General features: G+C 32.2%; 19 protein-coding genes. 9 read left to right on the plus strand and 10 right to left on the minus strand.

Annotated elements, in window-relative coordinates; translation table 11 throughout:
* Positions 1-15: 15 nt before the first annotated feature.
* Genes AC23L6_RS06975 through AC23L6_RS06985 form a run of 3 tightly spaced genes read right to left on the minus strand, consistent with a single transcriptional unit; the run spans position 16 to position 3,142 of the window.
* Complete coding sequence (locus AC23L6_RS06975) at positions 16-780, minus strand: TIGR02757 family protein (protein WP_487561409.1); 765 nt, start codon at positions 778-780, stop codon at positions 16-18.
* Complete coding sequence (locus AC23L6_RS06980; RefSeq protein WP_487561407.1) at positions 773-2,473, minus strand: LIC_10190 family membrane protein; 1,701 nt, start codon at positions 2,471-2,473, stop codon at positions 773-775. Before AC23L6_RS06980 ends, AC23L6_RS06975 begins: the two co-directional genes overlap by 8 nt.
* A gap of 6 nt (positions 2,474-2,479) precedes the next feature.
* The gene (locus AC23L6_RS06985; RefSeq protein WP_487561406.1) at positions 2,480-3,142 is read right to left on the minus strand and encodes an ABC transporter ATP-binding protein; all 663 of its coding nucleotides are present in this window, start codon (positions 3,140-3,142) and stop codon (positions 2,480-2,482) included.
* A 173-nt stretch (positions 3,143-3,315) separates the two neighbouring features.
* On the opposite strand from AC23L6_RS06985, the gene msrA reads away from it, so the two are divergent.
* The 3 genes from msrA to AC23L6_RS07000 are packed head-to-tail and all read left to right on the plus strand — an operon-like array spanning position 3,316 to position 4,898.
* Complete coding sequence (gene msrA, locus AC23L6_RS06990) at positions 3,316-3,888, plus strand: peptide-methionine (S)-S-oxide reductase MsrA (RefSeq protein ID WP_487561404.1); 573 nt, start codon at positions 3,316-3,318, stop codon at positions 3,886-3,888.
* Positions 3,885-4,556, plus strand: coding sequence for a GTP cyclohydrolase I FolE (folE, locus tag AC23L6_RS06995; RefSeq protein WP_487561403.1), 672 nt, complete (start codon positions 3,885-3,887; stop codon positions 4,554-4,556). The genes msrA and folE overlap by 4 nt, the downstream gene beginning before the upstream one ends.
* Positions 4,557-4,601: 45 nt before the next feature.
* Positions 4,602-4,898 (plus strand): hypothetical protein, encoded by a 297-nt coding sequence (locus AC23L6_RS07000; protein ID WP_487561402.1) that lies wholly within the window; start codon positions 4,602-4,604, stop codon positions 4,896-4,898.
* Between the two features lie 4 nt (positions 4,899-4,902).
* Here the strand turns inward: AC23L6_RS07000 and AC23L6_RS07005 are convergent, their stop codons facing one another.
* The 6 genes from AC23L6_RS07005 to AC23L6_RS07030 all read right to left on the minus strand — a co-directional run bounded on the left by AC23L6_RS07005 (position 4,903) and on the right by AC23L6_RS07030 (position 10,577).
* Positions 4,903-5,220, minus strand: a complete 318-nt coding sequence (locus AC23L6_RS07005; protein WP_487561401.1) for a DUF6787 family protein — start codon at positions 5,218-5,220, stop codon at positions 4,903-4,905.
* Positions 5,221-5,267: 47 nt separating this feature from the next.
* Positions 5,268-5,678: a DUF6146 family protein gene (locus tag AC23L6_RS07010; RefSeq protein ID WP_487561399.1), complete on the minus strand. Its 411-nt coding sequence runs from the start codon at positions 5,676-5,678 to the stop codon at positions 5,268-5,270.
* 132 nt (positions 5,679-5,810) lie between these two features.
* Positions 5,811-6,761, minus strand: coding sequence for a D-2-hydroxyacid dehydrogenase (locus tag AC23L6_RS07015; RefSeq protein ID WP_487561397.1), 951 nt, complete (start codon positions 6,759-6,761; stop codon positions 5,811-5,813).
* A gap of 105 nt (positions 6,762-6,866) precedes the next feature.
* The gene (gene serC / locus AC23L6_RS07020; RefSeq protein WP_487561396.1) at positions 6,867-7,937 is read right to left on the minus strand and encodes a 3-phosphoserine/phosphohydroxythreonine transaminase; all 1,071 of its coding nucleotides are present in this window, start codon (positions 7,935-7,937) and stop codon (positions 6,867-6,869) included.
* Positions 7,938-8,064: 127 nt separating this feature from the next.
* The gene (locus AC23L6_RS07025) at positions 8,065-9,483 is read right to left on the minus strand and encodes a T9SS type A sorting domain-containing protein (protein WP_487561394.1); all 1,419 of its coding nucleotides are present in this window, start codon (positions 9,481-9,483) and stop codon (positions 8,065-8,067) included.
* Between the two features lie 35 nt (positions 9,484-9,518).
* The gene (locus AC23L6_RS07030; protein WP_487561393.1) at positions 9,519-10,577 is read right to left on the minus strand and encodes an acyl-CoA reductase; all 1,059 of its coding nucleotides are present in this window, start codon (positions 10,575-10,577) and stop codon (positions 9,519-9,521) included.
* A gap of 140 nt (positions 10,578-10,717) precedes the next feature.
* Here AC23L6_RS07030 and AC23L6_RS07035 point away from each other — a divergent pair, with 140 nt between their 5' ends.
* Positions 10,718-11,068 carry a 4Fe-4S dicluster domain-containing protein gene (locus AC23L6_RS07035; protein ID WP_487561391.1) on the plus strand — a complete coding sequence of 117 codons (351 nt, stop codon included), beginning with the start codon at positions 10,718-10,720 and terminating at the stop codon, positions 11,066-11,068.
* 126 nt (positions 11,069-11,194) lie between these two features.
* The gene (locus AC23L6_RS07040; RefSeq protein ID WP_487561390.1) at positions 11,195-12,361 is read left to right on the plus strand and encodes a hypothetical protein; all 1,167 of its coding nucleotides are present in this window, start codon (positions 11,195-11,197) and stop codon (positions 12,359-12,361) included.
* A 79-nt stretch (positions 12,362-12,440) separates the two neighbouring features.
* On the opposite strand, the gene AC23L6_RS07045 is transcribed toward AC23L6_RS07040, so the two are convergent.
* On the minus strand, positions 12,441-14,966 hold the full coding sequence (locus AC23L6_RS07045) for a TonB-dependent receptor plug domain-containing protein (protein ID WP_487561388.1): 2,526 nt from the start codon (positions 14,964-14,966) through the stop codon (positions 12,441-12,443).
* Between the two features lie 185 nt (positions 14,967-15,151).
* Here AC23L6_RS07045 and ychF point away from each other — a divergent pair, with 185 nt between their 5' ends.
* From ychF to AC23L6_RS07065, 4 genes are all read left to right on the plus strand, one after another.
* Entirely contained in the window at positions 15,152-16,246 is a 1,095-nt protein-coding gene (ychF, locus tag AC23L6_RS07050) for a redox-regulated ATPase YchF (RefSeq protein ID WP_487561386.1), read from the plus strand.
* 119 nt (positions 16,247-16,365) lie between these two features.
* On the plus strand, positions 16,366-17,508 hold the full coding sequence (locus AC23L6_RS07055; RefSeq protein ID WP_487561385.1) for an FIST signal transduction protein: 1,143 nt from the start codon (positions 16,366-16,368) through the stop codon (positions 17,506-17,508).
* 4 nt (positions 17,509-17,512) lie between these two features.
* Entirely contained in the window at positions 17,513-19,030 is a 1,518-nt protein-coding gene (locus AC23L6_RS07060; protein WP_487561383.1) for an ATP-binding protein, read from the plus strand.
* Positions 19,031-19,224: 194 nt separating this feature from the next.
* Positions 19,225-21,108: a DNA topoisomerase IV subunit B gene (locus AC23L6_RS07065; RefSeq protein ID WP_487561382.1), complete on the plus strand. Its 1,884-nt coding sequence runs from the start codon at positions 19,225-19,227 to the stop codon at positions 21,106-21,108.
* Positions 21,109-21,144 lie beyond the last annotated feature (36 nt).

Consider the following 21,144-nt stretch of genomic DNA (forward strand, 5'->3'; position numbering starts at 1 on the left):
TTGTTGAAACAAGTATTAAAATCCTTCAAAAACACCCAATCCAAATAAAGCAAAATCATATTTAACAGGATCTTTAGGGTCAAGTAATCGTAGATTTTCATCTAATTCAAACAAAGCTTTAGCATCGTTTTGTTTTCTAGTAAGTATTCCTATTTTTCGAGCTACATTTCCTGAATGTACATCTAAAGGACATGATAGCTTTGCTGGTGAAATGGAGTTCCAAATGCCTAAATCAACTCCTTTTGAATCCTTTCTGCAAAACCATCTCAGCATCATATTGAGTCGTTTTGCAGCCGAATTATTAAGAGGGTCAGAGATGTGTTTTTGAGTTCGATTTTGATGTGGAACTTCGAAAAAAAGTTTTTTAAATTCGTGTATGCTTTTTTGCATACTGTCGTTTTCCTGATTCAAAGAAAAAACATTTTCTAAACCCTTATGATTGGTATAAATGTTTTGTAAGCCTTTGATAAAGGTTATAAAATCATTTCCGTTAAAAGTGCGATGAACAAAAGTTTCTAATCGTTCCAAATTAGTTTCATTGTGCGACATTACAAAATCATAAGGGGCATTTCCCATTAAATGCATCATTTGGTTTGCATTTTTGATAATCATTTTACGGTTACCCCAAGCAATAGTTGCCGCTAGAAATCCAGCAATTTCAATATCTTCTTTGATGGAAAATTGATGAGGAATTTGTATAGGATCACTTTCTATGAAGTTGGGATGATTGTATTGTCCCACTTTTTCATCTAAAAAAGATTTTAATTCCGATTTATTCATTTTCGATTAGCTCTTTGGCATAAAATCCGTCTTTTATGTCTTTGGTTCGAAGTTGTGGAATGATATGAAAATAGTTTTCAAAATATTCAATTTGCACTTTATTTACGGCCGGCAAATCTCCGTCACCAGATGCCCAAAAGAAATCATTTTGTACTGGTGAATGGTAGATTAAATTCCCGTTTTTCATGGTTTCAAATGCGGTGTCGTATTTTGTGTTTTTATATGGAAAAATGATGGTAGCGGATGAAAAGTTGCTGATTTTCATCATAAATTTATAATTTGAAAACAGATTTAAATTTACAGGAATAAACAACACAAATACTGTTGCTAATAATGAAAGTACCAATGTAAAATAAATCGGCTTTTTTCTTTTTATCAATAATGCAAAGCAGAAAAGAGAAAAAAATACTATAAAATTCATAAAGAATCGATACTGCGGTGAGGTCGCAAAAAGTAAAATTAATTGTATTACCATCAAGAAATACAATGTCCAATAGGCCTTTTTGTTTTGAAATTTATATATCAAAACAGGAATTATTACAACTAATAAGATGATGATTTTATTGAATAATCCATTCAATTTTGGTAATGTAAGCCATCTCAAAAATAAGTCTTTAGCCGACATACTATTGTATTGATTAAGGTCAATGAAATAACCATAATATTTCAATTGGTCATAATAAAATTGCTCAATTGTATCAGGAATTGAATACTCCATATTCAATGCATTAAACAATTTTGAAGGGAATACTAAAGAGCCGCAAATAATCATGTTTTTTGCTATAAATAAGCCCGCAACCATTATCGAAATTAGGGCTGGTTGTAAAAGGTTTTTAGAAAGCACCTTATAATTTGTGATTAGAACAAACAAAGGAATCAAGAAATAAGTGATAGTAGTATTTTTAATGTAGAATGTGAATACGACTAAAATGACTAGTAGGTTAAAAACCTTTGATGTCATTTTTTTAAAGTTTTCCAAATAATAAAAAAAGAGAACAAAAGTGAAAACATAAACTACAATATCAGGTGAAGGTGCACTTATAAATTGAAATAGAAATAAATTGAATAACGGAAATAATCCTATGATGAGGTATTTTTTTTCGTTATTTTCAAAAAAGATATTGAGTTTTTGAATCGCAAAAACATTCCCCAAAAGAAGACAAAATCCACTTAAATCATTAAAGTTTTTGTAGAGGAATGAAAAATTTAAAGCACTTTGAGTGATGTGCCAGCCACTAACTTGACCCAAGAAAAAATGTAAATTAACTAATCCTTTAACAAAACCGTATTCATTTATCCATTTTATGGTTTGAATATAATATGATTCATTGTCAATTACATACGGCATCGATGAACATTGAGCTATAATGAGTAGTGCAATTACAATTAGATAGTATTTTAAAAAAGTATTCAGTTTTTTAAATGCACTCCAAAAAGTAGTGTAGGCGAGAAAGATGTCTTTTTTATATACTATTGATGCTGCTAAATTTAAAACAGCGAGTCCAATATGAAATTCAACATTAATTCTTCCAAAGATTGCCCAAAAACTAGCTAAAAGAGTTACCGAAAACAGTCCTAAAATAGATGTTGTTATAAAGTCAGTGTTCTTTAATCTTGTTATTTTATCAAAAACAATTCCTAGATTGATAGTTGTAAACAGTATATAAATCCAAGAAAATAGAATCAATACCATAACAATCTATTTTGAGATTATTCCATCAACCATGATTAATTTTCTATCGGCCATGTTGGCTAAATCTTCGTTATGAGTTACAATCACAAAAGTCTGACCAAGCTCATCTCTTAATTTAAAGAACAATTGATGCAAGTTTTCTGCTGAAACCGTATCCAAATTTCCCGAAGGCTCATCAGCAAAAATAATTGAAGGTTTATTGATAAGAGCTCTGGCAACCGCAACACGTTGTTGTTCTCCACCAGACAATTCACTGGGTTTGTGATGAATTCGTTCTGATAACCCTAAATAGTTCAATAATTTTATGGCTTCTGCCTCTGTATCTGATTTTTTTTTACCTGCGATATAAGCTGGGATGCATACATTTTCTATTGCAGAAAATTCGGGTAATAATTGATGAAACTGAAAGATGAATCCTAGGTTTAAATTTCTAAATTGAGACAAAGATTTGTCATTCATTTTAAGAACATCTTTATCGTTGATTATCAATTCTATTCCTTCAGTTTTTGTGGGTTGATCTAAAGTTCCTAAAATTTGTAGTAAAGTAGTTTTTCCAGCACCAGACGCTCCAACAATAGATACAATTTCTCCCTTTTTAATATGTAAATCCACACCCTTGAGAACATGCAATTGTTCATAGTATTTATGGATATTCTTAGCGTGTATCATAAAAATCTCTTTTCACAAAGTAACAAAGTTTTTCATTAATAAATCTTCTCATGTAAGAATAAATAGAGCTTTTTTCGGTCATAGTATTTTCTTATAGCTGTGTAATTAATAAATATAAGTTAAAATTATTATTTTGTTTAGTTTATTTGTACATTTGTTAAACAAAATTAAAAATGGATTCAAATACATCGAATACAATTCCAGAGAAAACAGAAGAGCAAGCCATATTTGCCGGAGGATGTTTTTGGTGTACTGAGGCTGTTTTTTTAGAATTAGATGGTGTTACAAAAGTAGTTTCAGGATACATTGGAGGACATACTTCAAACCCAGATTACAAGTCTGTTTGTACTGGACAAACTGGTCATGCCGAAGCGATACAAATTACTTTTAATCCCCAAAAAATCAGTTTTGGAGAGTTGCTTGAAGTGTTCTTCGCCACACACGATCCAACTACTTTAAATCGACAGGGAAATGATGTTGGAACACAATATAGGAGCGAAGTATTTTACATTAATGAGGAACAAAGAAAAGTCACCCAGGATTATATTGATTTCTTAAACAAAGAAAATACTTTTAAAAGTCCTATAGTAACAACAGTTTCTCCGGCATCAACTTTTTTTGTTGCCGATGACTACCATCAAAATTATTACAACCAAAATCAATTTCAAGGATATTGCAGTTATGTTATAACACCAAAAATTGAAAAAGTGAGAAGCAAGTTTCAATCAAAATTAAAAACAGTATGAGCATAGTAACAGAAAAAGAATTGTATGAATTGATAGGGGATAATCATCAAATGACATCTGCAGATACTCCTTTGAGACCTGATGTCTTTATAAAATCGGATGCACAAAAAATGCAAACTATTGAGAAGCACTTTCATTCTATTATGGAAGAAATGGGTCTCGATATGACTGACGATAGCCTTAGAGGAACTCCTCATAGAGTTGCTAAAATGTTTATACAAGAAATATTTTCGGGATTAGACCCCAAAAATAAACCTAAAATTTCCGTTTTCGAAAACAGTTATAATTACGATAAGATGTTGGTAGAAGCCAATATCAGTTTTAATTCTACTTGTGAGCATCACTTTTTGCCAATTGTAGGTAAAGCACACATAGGTTATGTTTCAAGTGGAAAAGTGATTGGTTTATCAAAATTAAATAGAATTGTAGATTATTATTCCCGAAGGCCACAAGTTCAAGAACGATTGATTATGCAAATTTTTAATGAGCTCAAGTCAGTTTTGGAAACTGATAACGTAATTGTCGTAATGGAAGCAACACATCTTTGTGTTTCCAGTCGCGGAATTAAAGATGAATCTAGTTTTACTTCTACCATTCAATATGGAGGAATCTTCAATGAAAAGGAAAATAGGAATGATTTCTTTAACATGATTACATCTGAAAAATAATTGGCATCCATTTTGCACCATCTTTTTGAAAATAAATTCAAATAAATGGCACAAGAATTTCCTAACCCTATAGAATTCAGTAGTAAAACAAGAAATTTACTACTGGGTTTATTTTTTGATGCCATAGGAATGATGTCATTTTCCATTCCATTAATTGGAGAATTTTCAGATGTAATTTGGGCTCCAATATCAGGTATAATAATGATGAGAATGTATAAAGGAGAAAGAGGTAAGTTGGCAGCTATTTTTTCTTTTATAGAAGAAATTATACCCTTCACGGATTTTACACCTTCATTTACACTTATGTGGTTGTATACTTATGTGTTTCTAAAAAAACAATAGAAAATTAAGAGTTGTTTTCTTCTTTAGGTAATAAAAAACCTAGCTTCATGCTTCTAAGCATTTTTTTTTCGAAAGCCCAAAAGAATTTGAATTGTCCAAAAAGAAAACCAATCAACACCAGTAAAATTTGGTAAATAGGAAAAATCATCAGCAATCTAACTGGGGTAAACCAAATTCCCAAATATTCTTTTGAAATCCCTAGCCATAAACAAAACGGTTTTGATAACCAAGCAGATGCTGAACCGGTTATTGCAAAAACAATAAAAATGAGTGTAAGTTGTAAATTGGATTTGATACCCCAACGTTGTTTTAATCCTTGCATAACTTTTAATTCACTACAAATATAAAGGATTCTGATTTATCAAACCTTTATAATTTTTGATTGTATTTTCTCTGGAAATAAATAAAATAATTATAGAGTAAATAATTGACTTCGTAGCCGTAATGAATAGTAGAATCGTAGTCAATTCTCATTTCATAAAGATTCGGATTATAACGTTGTGGTTGTAAAGCACGAATATTCCACTCAGTTACAAAAAAATAGTTTTTATTTTCTAAGTAGGGTAGTGAGTAGAACCCTCTTGGCCTAGCATTACTCGCTAACCAAGTGTTGAAACCATTTTCTATGATGATAATTTCGTACTCAAGTTCTTCATTTGCAATTCGAATAGTGTCATTTTTTGGTAACTCTTTTTCTTTTGTATTAGAAATTGCAGTTGGCGAAGTTTTGCAACCTAGAGCCGCTATAAAAATTAGTGTAATAAGAAGTACGCTTTTCATGTCAATTTAATTTCAATAAAGTTATAAAAACTATGGGCATACTAATCAATCGTAAATGATTTTAACATAAAAAGCCGAACAAAAGAGTTCGGCTTTGATTTAATATAATTTTACTCTGAAAAGATTCTATTCTTATCCTAGAATTCCAATTATTTGAGAGGCAAGCTCTGTACCAATTCTATCTTGGGCTTCATCGGTAGCAGCTCCAATGTGTGGAGTCAAAGAGATTTTAGGATGCATTAAGATTTTTATTTCTGGTTTTGGTTCGCTTTCAAAAACGTCTAAACCAGCAAAAGCAACTTTGCCACTATCTAATGCTTCAATCAAAGCAATTTCATCAATAACACCGCCACGAGCACAGTTTACAATTCCAACTCCATCTTTCATAGTTGCCAATTCATTTGCGCCAATGATGTATCCATCTTGCGCAGGAACGTGTAAGGTAATAAAATCAGCTTCTTGAAATAAGGATTCTAAGGATTGAGAGACAATAGTAGTTGTTATAGATTGACCATCAAAGAAATCCACTTTTATATTCACTTTCGGAATAAACATATCGGCAGCAATAACTTTCATTCCAAGTCCTAAAGCCATTTTTGCAGTAGCTTGACCAATACGACCAATACCTACAATTCCTAGTGTTTTACCTCTTAATTCGGTTCCGTTAGCATAGGCTTTTTTCAAACCGTCAAAATTCGAATCACCTTCTAAAGGCATGTTTCTATTAGAATCATGTAGAAAACGAACACCAGAAAATAAGTGACCAAAAACCAATTCTGCCACAGATTCTGAAGAGGAAGCAGGCGTGTTAATTACATGTATTCCTTTACTTTTTGCATAATCAACATCGATATTATCCATACCAACACCACCACGACCAATTATTTTTAGTCCAGGGCAATTGTCAATAATATCTTTGCGAACTTTAGTTGCGCTTCTAACAAGAAGAACACTTACATCATTGTTATTGATATAATTAGCTACTTGTTCTTGTGCTACTTTGGTTGTGATTACTTCGTATCCTCCTTTTTCTAAAGCTTCTATACCACTTTTAGAAATTCCATCATTTGCTAGTACTTTCATTTTTAAAATTTAAAGATTGAATGATTGAAAATGTAAAGATTCAATCTGGTTTATTTACTTTTTTTAAACAAGATTATTTTTTTGAAAAAATAGTTGGTTTAAATACTAAACTTTGTTTTCTAATTCTTTCATAACATCAACCAATACTTGTACACTCTCCAGCGATAAAGCATTGTACATTGATGCTCTATATCCTCCAACTGAGCGATGTCCAGGTATTCCAGAAATTCCAGCTTCTTTCCACATAGCATCAAATAATGGAGCATGAGCTTGATCATTTAATAAGAAAGTGGCATTCATAACTGAACGGTCTTCAACAACTGCTGCTCCTTTAAACAGAGGGTTTCTATCGATTTCTGTATACAATAATTCCGCTTTGGCGTTGTTAATTTTTTCAATTGCAGCAATTCCACCTAATTTTTTTAACCATTGTAATGTTAGTAAAGAAGAATAAACAGGAAAAACAGGTGGAGTATTGTACATGCTTTCTGCTTTAATATGCTTGGTATAATCTAACATACTTGGTATCGTTCTGCCATTTTTACCTAAAATTTCTTCTTTTACAACTACAAGAGTAGTTCCTGCAGGTCCCATATTTTTTTGAGCTCCAGCATAGATGATATCAAATTTTGAAAAATCTAATACTCGAGAAAAAATATCCGAACTCATATCAGAGACAATAGGAATATTCAAATTTGGAAATTCTTTCATCTGTGTTCCAAAAATAGTATTGTTGCTCGTGCAATGGAAATAATCTGCATCGGCAGGCACTTCGTATCCTTTTGGTACATAATTGTAATTTTGTTCTTTTGATGAAGCTACAATAACAGTTTCTCCAAAAAATTTAGCTTCTTTGATAGCTGCACTGGCCCAAGTTCCAGAATCTAAATAGGCGGCTTTTCCGTTTTCTTTCATCAAATTATAAGGAACCATCAAAAACTCTAAACTAGCTCCACCTGCTAGAAAAAGAGCCTGATATCCTTTTCCAGTTAATCCTAAAAGTTCTAATGCTAAAGCTCTAGCTTCGTCCATGACAGCAACGAAATCTTTGCTTCTGTGCGAAATTTCTAAAATGGATAATCCAGAATTATTAAAATCTAGAATTGCCTCGGCTGATTTTTCAAAAACTTCTTGTGGCAAAACACAAGGTCCTGCACTATAATTATGTTTTTTCATGATATGAATTTAATTCAAAAAAATTAAGGTGCAAATTTCGGAAATAGAACTCGAAATAGCGTTTTTTTTCCTATTAATTATTCGGATGTTATTAACAAAAACGTTGTAGTAAAAAGTGGAATCAATATTACTTTTTAACAATTTTAAAGGTTTCACCTATTCCATTATTGTAATAAAGTTTAATAAAGTAAATTCCTTGGGATAGTTTTTCTAAAGATAACGGTTCAAAATCTTGGTCTTTGTTAAAAAGTAAATTACCCATTATTCCATGAATTTCAACTTTTTCAATTGGATTATTAGAATTATTTTTTATGTAAACAATATTTTGAGTTGGATTTGGAAATACAACACTTTGTTGTCTTTCAAACTTATTAGTAGTCAAAGTTGTAGTATCCATATAATATGCTTTTCCGTAACTTAAAATGTAACCTTCGCCACGCGCTCCAATAATTAGCGTATTTCCTTGACTAGCTATTGAAGAGCCAAAATAATCGTCTTGGTAGGGGCCACTTCCATAAAAAGTTTTTTGATAAGTCCAATTGGTATTTGTTCTTTGATAATACAGAAGAGGAAATTTTCTAGTCATACCTAACATATATAGAGTAGATCCAATAAACATATTATTACCATTAACTTTAATTCTAGTAAATTTTTGATCGCTTTTTGGTATTTCAAAAATGTCATCTAAATACAACCAATCAGGATTTTCTACAGGCATTATAGAAACGCTGTCATTACCTCCAAGATGATCTGAAATAAAATAAATTTGATTATTTGAAAGACTAAAATCATATACATTTTCCTCCAAATTTCCAACTTCTCCAAATCTTGTTAAGTCCCAATTCTTGTCATTCCATTTATAAATATTAAAATAGGAAATATCAGTTGGTAATTTTCCAAAATCTCCAGATGATATAACAATTATATTGTTTTCTGCTTCGATTTTATTGCCAAATTTATAAGGAGAATTTGATACTAATTTATCCGAAAATTCCCATTCGTTTCCATTTAGAGTATAGACATAAACAGCTCCACTATTGGTATTTACGTTTTGCCCATCTTCTTCATCATCTATCGCTGAAATGAATAATTGATTATTGTGAACTTTTACAAAACTGCCAAAATGGTCCTCACTACTTGCGTCGTTAGCAGTAATTTTTTGCATCAACCCCCACGAATTGTTGGTTCTTTTGTATACATAAACAGCACCTGAATTTTCAGAATTTGCATCATGATTGGGTGAACCAATGGCAATTAAATCATTTTGAATCGAAATTGAAGACCCAAAACCATCTGATGGTAAAGCATCAGTAGGGTAGAAGACATCTGTTTGAAGTAACTCGTTATTAGTCAATTTAAAAAGATATACTTTTCCAGCCATGTCAGGAGGCATAGTAGAACTTGAAACTAATACATCTGAATTATAAACATCTACAACTCCACCAAAGCTAACACCACTTGCATTTTCACTAGGGTAAAATGCCGTTTGAGAAAAACTATTTTGAAAAAATAAGAGTAGGGCAGCAAGGAAAATTTTCTTTTTCATGGTGGATTATTTTTATCAAAATTAATTCAAAAAAATCAAACTTTTAATAAAAACTCAATAGTATCTACATTATCTGCATAATCCCAAAGTTCGGGCTTTTGTGTTGTACCAAAAGGGATACTTCCTTCAATTATAGCATTAGATACAATGCATTGTATTTGTTCTTTATCAGTTTCTAAGCGCTTTTTAACCTCATCCAAATCATCATAATATTCATAAAAAACGCTCGATATTGGCGACGCATAACCAATATCTTCTTTGATGGTTAGGAATTCGTTATCTAATAATTTAAAATTACTCATCAGGAAAACAGCCTTGTTATAATCATAATTATTAGAATATTTCTCATATTTTATAATGTCTTGATAAGGAAACATTCCGTTGAAGAAGGCATCGAAATTATAGTTTCTTGGGACAAATAATTTAGATACATTTCTACAACCGAGACCAAAATATCTGAAAATATCTTCACCTAAAGCAATCATCTGTTCTTTAGATTCTGAGCCATTTAGCACTGCTACTGAATTTCTAGATTTTCGTATAATACTTGGTTTGTCTTTAAAATAGTATTCAAAATAACGTGAGGTGTTGTTGCTTCCAGTAGCAATTATGGCATCAAAATTTTCTAATTTACCCTCTACAAATGAAATTCTATCTTTAAACTTTGGTTCAATGGTAATTAAATAATTAGCTAAAAAAGGCAATAAGTGTTGGTCGCTAGATGATGTTTTTACCAGAACATTATGACCAGAAATAAGCACACATAGAAAATCATGAAATCCTACCAGAGGAATGTTACCAGCAAGAACTAAACCAATAGTTTTAGGTGTTGTAGTTTTGAAATCATAACTAGAAATCCATTGATTTAGTTTCTCAGGCGTTAAAGCTTGAGCCCAAGATGCTATTGCAAAACACACATTTTCAGTGGTGTACCAACCATTGTGTGATTGAGATAAATGTATTAAATCTAAAAAAGCATCAAAAAAAGCATCATTGGACAAAACACTTGAATCTTTAGAACTTTTTTCAATTGAAAATTGACTTAAAAATTTTCCTAATTCAATAAAAGTATTTTTTTTTTGTTCTAAAGTCATATTGATTTGCTTATGAATAGTTTTGGATGTAATTTTGCACAAAAATAGGAATAAACTAAATAGTATGCTTCTGTAAAAAAGCATAACTTTTAAAACAACACTATTCTTTAAACGTTTTTTTAATTTTTAAATAGAAAAAGATGGCAATTATAATAACGGATGAATGTATTAACTGCGGTGCTTGTGAGCCTGAATGTCCAAACACAGCAATTTATGAAGGTGCAGACGATTGGAGATACAAAGATGGAACTAAGATAAGCGGTAAAGTAATTTTACCATCGGGTGAAGAAGTTGATGCTGATGCGCCTCAAACTCCTATATCAGATGATATATATTATATTGTTCCTGGAAAATGTACCGAATGTAAAGGTTTTCACGATGAACCACAGTGCGCTGCTGTTTGTCCAGTAGATTGTTGTGTTCCAGATGAGAATCACGTTGAGAGTGAGGAAACCTTACTCAATAGACAAGCTTTTCTTCATAATGAATAAATCAAAAACCTGAGTTGAACTCAGGTTTTTTTATGCTTTTTATTGTTAAATAAATTTTCATTAAATAGTTAATAACAGCATAATTTGTATTTAGTTTTTATTAGATTTGTTAAAAACTAATTTTTTATGCTAAGAAATTTACTTTTTTTATTCTTTTTCGTATTGACTTTCAATGTTTCATCACAAAACATTGAAAGAACAATTATTTTAAAAGATGAAGAGAGTAAGCTTCCAATAGTAGACGCTACAGTTTTTGTTTTAAAAACGAAGCAAAATTTAATCAGTAATTCCGAGGGAGAAGTTAATTTTGTAATTAAAGGAAATACAAATATCGAAATAACCCACACTTCCTATGTTGGGACTACATTAAGATCAAATGCTCTTAAAGAAAAAGTTACAGTTATTTACCTCAAGAATAATGTAACGGGATTAGATGAAATTATTCTGACCAAAAGGCATCCTCAAAAAATACTTCTCTCACTGGTAGAAAATTCAAAAAAAAGATTGTCAGTTCCAGCAAGACTCAAAGTGTATTCGAGAGAATTTTTCAAACTCAATGGCAATTATTCGTATTACAACGACGGACTAATGAATTTTCAAATATTTGATAAGACCAGAAAAGTAAATTCGAATATTCTTGTGGAGCAAAATAGGTCCATAGGATTATTGGATGTTGATATAACTTCGGATTTATTGGGATACAATTTGAATGATATCATGGAAAATTATTACAACTTCAAATATTTAAGTCCGTTATTACAATCTGATGCCAAGAAAGAGTATGATTTTATAATTAAAGTGTATTCTAAAAATAAGGAATACAATATTATTAGTGCTATCCCAACTGAAAAAGCAAAAGGACTAGTGGATGATTTTTCGATAGTGTACGATCCTGAGGAAAAGATAATTATTGAAGTGAGTTCTGTGCTTTCTCCAAGTATAGTATCAAAAGTTGAAGATAAAAAAACTGTAGGCTCGAAGAATATTTATAAATCTTTTTTTAAGACAATTTATAAAAAAGAGTCTGAAAATTACTATTTGGTGAGTTCAAAAGAAGAAATTGGTTTTGAAAAAATAGAAAAAGATAAAACAAAAAATATAGAAGTTAAAAACTACTTCATAACTACTAATTTTAGCAATCAAAATTATAGTTTCAAAGAAAATGAAGTTTTTAAAGACAAAACATTATACAACAAAAAGAATGTCATTTTAAGTGATTATTGGAATGTTTCTGGAATAACTGCAACACAAGAGGAGCAAGAAATTATTGATACTATTAATGGGAGAGAGTAGTTAACTTTTGAAAATAAATGTACAAAATAATAAATCCTGAGTGTACACTCAGGATTTATAGTTTATTTTAAGGTTTTAATTAAAAATTAAATCCTAGTCTTGTGTAGTAGTAAGCACCGCTGAAACCCATCTGAACGGCGTCCCAATATCCACCAGCTTCTACCCAGTCATCTTGTTGGTCTGGGTAAACATTGAACAAGTTATTGGCACCAATACTAATTTTCGCTGATTTAGAAATTTTAAATCCCAATGTCATATCAGTGACAATTTTTGCACTATAAGTATCTGTCGCTGCTTTTATTTGATTGTCAAAAGATCCATAATCTGCAACATCTTCATATATTTGATAATCAATTAATTTCACTTCACTAAAACGAGTAAATGCTAGACCAGCATCAAACCATTTTCTAGCAAAATTCAAGTTCAATCCAAATTTATTATCAGGAGCAGAGGCTAGTAAAAATGCTTCTTCACGTTTTCCAAAGAAGGTTTCTTTATCCAATTCTCTGTTTTTTACTTTGTCAATTTTCATGTCGTTAATGTTTCCAACTAAAGTAGCACCAAATTTACTATCGCCAATTTTTTTCTTCCAAGAAAGAACTACATCAAGACCTGTGGTTTTGGTATCAACACCATTAACAAAAAATTGCGCTTCATCAACTCCAATGTTCAATGCTGATGCATCAAAATAACCGGTTAATACAATTCTATCTTTTACATTAATCATGTATCCATCTATTGTGGCTGTAAAGTCACTGAAATTAAAGGTAAATCCTAACGAACCATTAACCGCCTTTTCTTCGTTTAATTTATCAATTCCAAATGCCTTTGTAACAGGACTATTATTTGGCGAAAGTAAAATTTCAGATGCTCCGTTTGCAGAGAAATTTGTGAATCTTAGGTTGTAATAAATCTGAGCTAATGATGGCGCTCTAAATCCTGAACTTATTGAACCTCTGAAATTAATATTTTTTGAAGCTTTGAATCTTGCAGATAATTTCCCATTGATAGTACTTCCAAAATCACTATAGTTTTCAAAACGAGCAGCTGCACTTACTAAAAATTGATCAGTAACGTCTAATTCCCCATCAGCATATAAAGACAAGTTAGTTCGGCTTTGAGCTACTTCGTTGGCAGGGCTATATCCTGGGAAACCTTGAGAACCACCGGGTAATAAAATTGGATTTCCATCATCATCAAGTATTTTGTTACCTTCAGAGTCTAAATAATATTTTAAGTTATTAGGATTTGTATTGGCATTGGTTGGAAGTCCATTTACATCATAGGTAGCATAGGAACCTTCTTCACCAGCAAAAATATTGAATTTCTCAGTTCTGAATTCAGCGCCCAATGCAAAGTTAAATCCTTTAAGAATGGAGCTGTAATTTTTAGAAAAATCAAAATTGGTAGTATTTTGGCTCAAACTATGTCCTCCAGCATCGAATTCAGTTGGAGAAGCAATTCCAAGAGAAGCATTTAAAGTTCCTTTGATAAAATAATGAAAAAGGTTTTTACCAAATGTATTACTTATGTCTATTTTCCAACCACTTGATGTTTGTGTTCTAAATCCAGCCGCAATGGAATTATCAAGAATATTTGAAGTAATTCTTGGAGTATAGCCACCAGGATAAATAGATTCTACAACTCTTTCGCCGTCATTTCTTGTAAATGCATACGCATCGGTATCACGATAGTTTCTACCTCCAAACGCATAAAATTCGGTTTTGTCTGAAACTGGAATCAAAATATTTCCAAGAAAATTAAATCCATCTATTGATGCTTCTCCAAAACCTTTTCTAAAATCGAAGCCAGGGCGTAACGTTTTATTTTTGTTTAAATATTCTGTTGTGAAATTAGCATATCCTCCTTTTTTTCCAATCGATACTCCGTAGTTAGCAGATAATTTTAAAGATTCACCATCAAAGTTTCTGTCTTTTCCGAAGCTATTTCCATTACCATTTTGATCTAATCTATAACCTTCTGTATTGGCTGTTCCTTGAGGGAAATTGCCAGAGGCATTAGTGCTGTATGCACCATAGGTAACTGCTCCAGTCAATTCATCAACGTTGTCATTCAAGACGATATTTATTACACCGGCAATGGCGTCTGAACCATATTGAGCTGATGCTCCATCTCTTAAAATTTCAATTCTTTTAATAGCACTTGCTGGAATAGCATTCAAATCGGTTCCAGTATTACCTCTTCCTCTGGTTCCAAAAAGATTAATGAGTGACGATTGATGTCTTCTTTTTCCATTAATTAACACTAATGTTTGGTCAGGTCCCATTCCTCTCAAAGAAGCTGGGTCAACATGGTCGGCTCCATCAGACCCTGATTGTTTATTGGCATTGAATGATGGGGCAACATATTGCAACAATTCATTGATTTCAATTTTACCACTTTGGGTCGTAACATCTTTGACGTTGATGATATCAATTGGGACGGCAGAATTCACAACAGTTCTTTTGGAATTTCTGGATCCAACGATTTGAATCTCGTGTAATTCTTGAACCTTTGTTGTATCAGCCGAAGTTTGTTGCTGTTCTTTTTGAGCAAAAACATTTGAAAAGGAACACAGCAGTGCTAATAATGTAATTTTTTTCATAATAAATAAATGGTTTAGTTATGTATTTGGTTTAATGTCATGCAATTTAATAAAATTTTAACTTAGTGGTTACTCAAAAAGTAAAATTATATAAAATACTTATCAAGAAATATAAACCTTATATTTGCAAACTTTTAAAATAAATACTAACCGTTAACTCAATTGTTACCGTCAACTTATATAAAATGAAAGCAGGAATTGTAGGATTACCAAACGTAGGAAAATCAACATTGTTTAATTGTTTGTCAAATGCAAAAGCGCAAAGTGCAAATTTTCCATTTTGTACCATTGAACCTAATATTGGAGTAGTTAATGTTCCAGATCCTAGAATTGTTCGCTTAGAAGAATTGGTAAAACCAGAGCGAGTACAAATGGCAACAGTTGATATTGTTGATATTGCAGGATTGGTAAAAGGAGCCAGTAAAGGTGAAGGTTTAGGGAATCAATTTTTAGCAAACATCAGAGAGTGTAATGCTATTATTCACGTTTTACGTTGTTTTGACAATGACAATATTGTTCACGTAGATGGAAATGTAAATCCAATTCGTGATAAAGAAACCATTGATATAGAATTACAATTAAAAGATTTAGAAACAGTAGAAAAGCGACTTGAAAAAGTAAATCGTGCAGCCAAAACTGGTAACAAAGAGGCGCAGGTTGAAAAAACACTTTTAGACAGAATTCGTGAAGCTTTGTTACAAGCAAAATCAGCCCGAACGGTTATTCCTCAAAATCAAGATGAAGAAGCGTTGATGTACGATTTTCAATTAATTACCAACAAACCTGTTCTTTATGTTTGTAATGTTGATGAAGCTTCAGCGGTAAATGGGAACATATACGTTGATCAAGTTCGCGAATTAGTAAAAGATGAAGATGCAGAAGTAATCGTACTTTCAGTAGGAGCAGAGGCTGATATCAACGAGTTGGAAAGTTACGAAGAAAGACAAGTTTTTCTGGAAGACTTAGGATTGACTGAACCAGGTTCAGCGGTATTAATTCGTGCTGCTTATAAATTATTAAAATTACAAACCTATTTTACTGCTGGGGTCAAAGAAGTTCGTGCGTGGACAATTAACATTGGAGATACAGCACCAAAGGCTGCAGGAGTTATTCACACTGATTTTGAAAAAGGATTCATTCGAGCCGAAGTAATTGCCTATGAAGATTTTTCAAATTACGGTTCAGAGGCCAAGGTAAAAGAAGCTGGAAAGCTTCGTGTTGAAGGAAAAGAATATATTGTCAAGGATGGTGACGTTATGCATTTTAGATTTAATGTATAAGCAGCTAAAAATCAAAACACAATAAAAGTGAAACCTGTAATTATTTTACAGGTTTTTTTGTTTTTTTCATTAGATTTTCTTTCCTTTATAACTCCCAAATTCTCGTTAATAGTATTTATATGAAACTTCAACAACTACTAATCAATAAGAAAAATAGTCACCGTATAGTTTCTGCTTCTGATACTTTTGAACCATCTAAAGCTCAATTGGTTTTAGTTTTTGGTCAAAGAACACTTCTTGAAAAGACACTTCCATATCAAGGTTTACAATCTAGTTTTCCAAATGCCCAAATAGTGATTTGCTCCTCATCGGGTCAAATTTCTAATAATTGTAATGTTGAAAGTGATATTGTTGCTACAGCTATTTCTTTTGATAAATCAGTTATAAAAGCTACCGAAATAGATATTATAAGTAACAACAACATTGTTGATTTGGGAGAGAAAATAAAGCATGATTTACTCACACCAGACTTAAAATCAATTCTTATATTATCCGAAGGTAGTTATGTTAATGGAACCGAACTTATAAATGAACTTATTAGTCAAACTAATGGTATAGTTCCTATTTTTGGTGGATTAGCTGGCGATGAATACAGTTTCAAAAAAACTATTGTTGGATTAAATGCCGATGCTACTTCTGGAAAAATAGTTGCTGTGGGCTTTTATGGGAATCATATTCATTTTGGATACGGTTCTGAAGGCGGCTGGGGTGATTTTGGACCTGAAAGAGAGGTTACTCAATCAGAAAAAAATGTGTTGTATAAAATTGGCGATCGGTTTGCATTAGATTTGTACAAAGAATATCTCGGTAAATATGCAGAAGAATTACCGGGTTCGTCTCTTTATTTTCCACTGTCGATGAAAGAAAATATCGATTCAGCACCAGTTGTTCGAACCATACTTTCAATTGATGAAGAAAAAAAATCAATGACTTTCGCAGGAAACATTCCTGAAGGTTCTTATGTTCGGATGATGAAAGGGAATGTAGATAAGTTAATTGATGCTTCATCAAAGGCTGCTCAAAAAACAGCTAATGGACAGTCACAAAAAGCGCATTTGGCTTTGCTTGTGAGTTGTGTTGGGAGACGCATTGTTCTTGGAGAAAGAGTGTCTGAAGAGTTAGAGGTAGTAAAAGAATTTTTTGGTGATAATACGATTCTTTGTGGATTCTATTCTTATGGAGAGATTTCTCCAACATTAAAAAATGTAGCTTGTGAACTTCACAATCAAACAATGACAATAACAACTATTTTTGAGGATTAATCCAATGAATAAGGATCATTTACATAGACATCTTAAGCGTCAAATAGATAAGTATTTGACCGATGAAGACATTAGTAATAATCCAAATTTAGTCTCGTTTTTTGAAACTATAAATCAAACCTATTTGAATTATGAGAGAGATGCCGAGTTATTTGAACAATCAGCGCGACTTAATGACAAAGAATATTTTGAAATAAATGCCAAACTAAAAGAAGAACTAAACAAAAAAGAATTTTTTCAAAAAAAATTGATTGAAGCCATCAAACAGCTCAATGATGATGGGAAAAAACTAAATGGCGATGACAATTTATTAGATTTACTTCATATCCTTCACAAGGAAATAGAAATCAAGAAAGAGTTTCAAGAAAAATTGTTTAAATCTAAGGCATACGCAGAAGAAGCCAATGAAGCAAAATCGGAGTTTTTATCCATCATGAGTCATGAGATACGAACACCTCTCAACGCTATTATTGGTCTTATTTATATCATGGAAAAAGAAAATTCTTTACAAAGTTTCCATGAAAATATTGAAGTTTTAAAACACTCGGCACAGAATTTATTTTTGCTCATCAATAATATTTTAGATTTTAGCAAAATTGAAGCAGGCAAGGTAGATTTAGAAAGAATTCCATTCAATATAATAGATTTGGTAAAACAAATTGCACGTTCTCTAGAAGCTCGTGCCTCAGAAAATTTGAATACTATTGAGGTTATAGTTGATAAGGATTTTGTTCCAAATTTAATCAGTGATCCCCTTCGAATAAATCAGGTTATAACTAATTTGGTTTCTAATGCCATAAAATTCACTGAGGACGGAACTATCAAAATAAAGCTGAATCAAATTGCTATTCAAGGCAAAATGTCAACTTTTAAAATAGAAGTTATTGATTCTGGGATAGGAATTGACAAGGAGCGTTTTCAATCTATTTTTGAAAAGTTTGCTCAAGCAGAAACCAATACTTCGAGACAATATGGAGGTACTGGATTAGGGTTAGTCATTACCAAGAAATTATTGAATTTATTAGGTTCTGAAATCAAATTTGAAAGCGAATTAGGTTCGGGCTCTAACTTCTATTTTACACTTAATCTACCAATTGACACCAAACTTTCAGCTGTAAATACTAATGATTTGCACGAAGATTACAAAGAAGAAAATCTTAAAGGGCTTAGGGTTTTATTGGTAGAAGACAATATGATTAACACCAAAATTGCTCAAAAAATAATGGGGCAGTGGGACGTAATTGTCGATACAGCCGAGAACGGATTAGTTGGTGTAGAAAAATTCAATTCCAATAGCTATGATGTAATATTAATGGATCTTTCGATGCCAGTTATGGATGGATATGATGCGACAATTCGTATTCGACAAAACGATAAATTAATTCCGATAATAGCTCTAACAGCTTCTGCTTCCTTTGGTTATCTTGATAGAGCATTGCAAATCGGGATTAATGAATACATCATTAAACCATTCAACCCGAAAGAGCTTAACATGAAGTTGCGTAAGTATTATTTTCCGTAATTTTAGTTTCAAATCAAAGAGGTTTACAATACTCATAAAGTCACACAATTTTTCTTAAATAGTTGTCAATATCCTATTAATAACTTTGGTGTTTTCTTCTTTTAATATCTATCGATTTCCACTATATTAGCACTCCCGAGCTCGTTGAGATTAGCAACGAACGAATTGAACGCAGTTAAATCGTTATTTTTAAAATGTCAGAACAAAATCAATATACCGAAGACAATATCCGATCGCTCGACTGGAAAGAACACATTCGTATGCGTCCCGGAATGTACATTGGGAAACTCGGCGACGGTTCTTCTCCTGATGACGGTATTTATATCTTACTTAAAGAAGTCATAGACAACTGTATCGACGAATTCGTTATGGGTGCAGGTAAAGTCATTGAAGTTACCATTAAAGATAAAATGGTCTCTGTACGTGATTATGGTCGCGGAATACCTTTGGGAAAAGTAGTAGATGTTGTCTCCAAAATGAATACAGGAGGAAAATACGATTCCAAAGCCTTCAAAAAATCAGTGGGTTTAAATGGTGTTGGTACCAAAGCTGTAAATGCCTTGTCCGATTATTTTCGTGTAGAATCGGTTCGTGATAACCAACAAAAAGCGGCTGAATTTTCTGCAGGAAATTTAACGTTAGAAGAAGACATTCAAGAATCCACCAAACGAAAAGGAACCAAGGTGGCTTTCATCGCCGATGAAGCTATATTTAAAAACTACAAATACCGTAATGAGTATGTGATTCGCATGCTTAAAAACTATTGTTATCTCAACACAGGTTTGACGATTTATTACAATGGTGAAAAGTATTATTCAGATAATGGTTTAAAAGATTTGCTCGAAGAAACCATAACCGAAGAAGACATGCAATATCCCATTATTCATCTTTTGGGTGACGATATAGAAATTGCACTTACGCATAGCAAATCACAATATTCTGAGGAATACCATTCGTTTGTCAATGGTCAAAATACCACACAAGGAGGAACACATTTGGGTGCTTTCCGTGAAGCCATAGTCAAAACCATCAAAGAGTTTTACAACAAACCTTTTGAAGCATCAGATATTCGTAAATCCATAGTTTCAGCTATTTCGATAAAAGTAGAAGAGCCCGTATTTGAGTCGCAAACTAAAACCAAATTAGGTTCTACCGAAATAGGTCCAAAAGGGCCATCGGTTCGTACTTTTGTGAATGATTTTATCAAAACCAAACTCGATAATTTTTTACATAAAAACCCAGAAACAGCCGATTTATTATTGCGTAAAATTCTTCAAGCTGAACGCGAGCGTAAAGAATTATCTGGAATACGAAAATTAGCAAAAGACAGAGCCAAGAAAGCGAGTTTGCACAATAAAAAACTCAGAGATTGTAGAATACACCTTACCGATGCTAAAAACCCAAGAAGCTTAGAAAGTACACTTTTCATTACCGAGGGTGATTCCGCTTCGGGTTCTATAACTAAATCGCGTGATGTGAACACTCAAGCCGTTTTTAGTTTGCGTGGAAAGCCTTTGAATTCATACGGAATGACAAAAAAAATTGTCTATGAAAATGAAGAATTCAACTTGCTTCAAGCCGCATTAGACATAGAAGAAGACATGGGTGATTTGCGTTACAACAATATCGTAATTGCTACCGATGCGGATGTTGACGGGATGCATATTCGTTTGTTACTAATTACATTCTTTTTGCAATTCTTCCCAGAATTAATAAAAGACGGACATTTGTACATATTGCAAACACCTCTATTCCGTGTGCGAAATAAAAAAGAAACTATCTATTGTTATTCGGAACAAGAACGAGTTGATGCTATTGAAAAACTGAAACCAACCCGAGCCAACGGCGAACGGAGCGGAGCTAAACCTGAGATTACTCGATTTAAAGGATTAGGAGAAATTTCACCCGACGAGTTCAAACATTTCATAGGACAAGACATACGACTAGATCCAATAATGTTGGATAAGGCTACTTCAATAGAAACTTTATTAGAATTTTATATGGGAAAAAATACTCCAGACAGACAGGATTTCATTATCAATAATTTGAAAGTAGAATTGGATGTGATGGAGAAATAGTTGGTAGTGTTCAGTATTTAGTGCTCAGTTTAAATA

The sequence above is a fragment of the Flavobacterium sp. R1_16 genome (assembly GCF_057652095.1).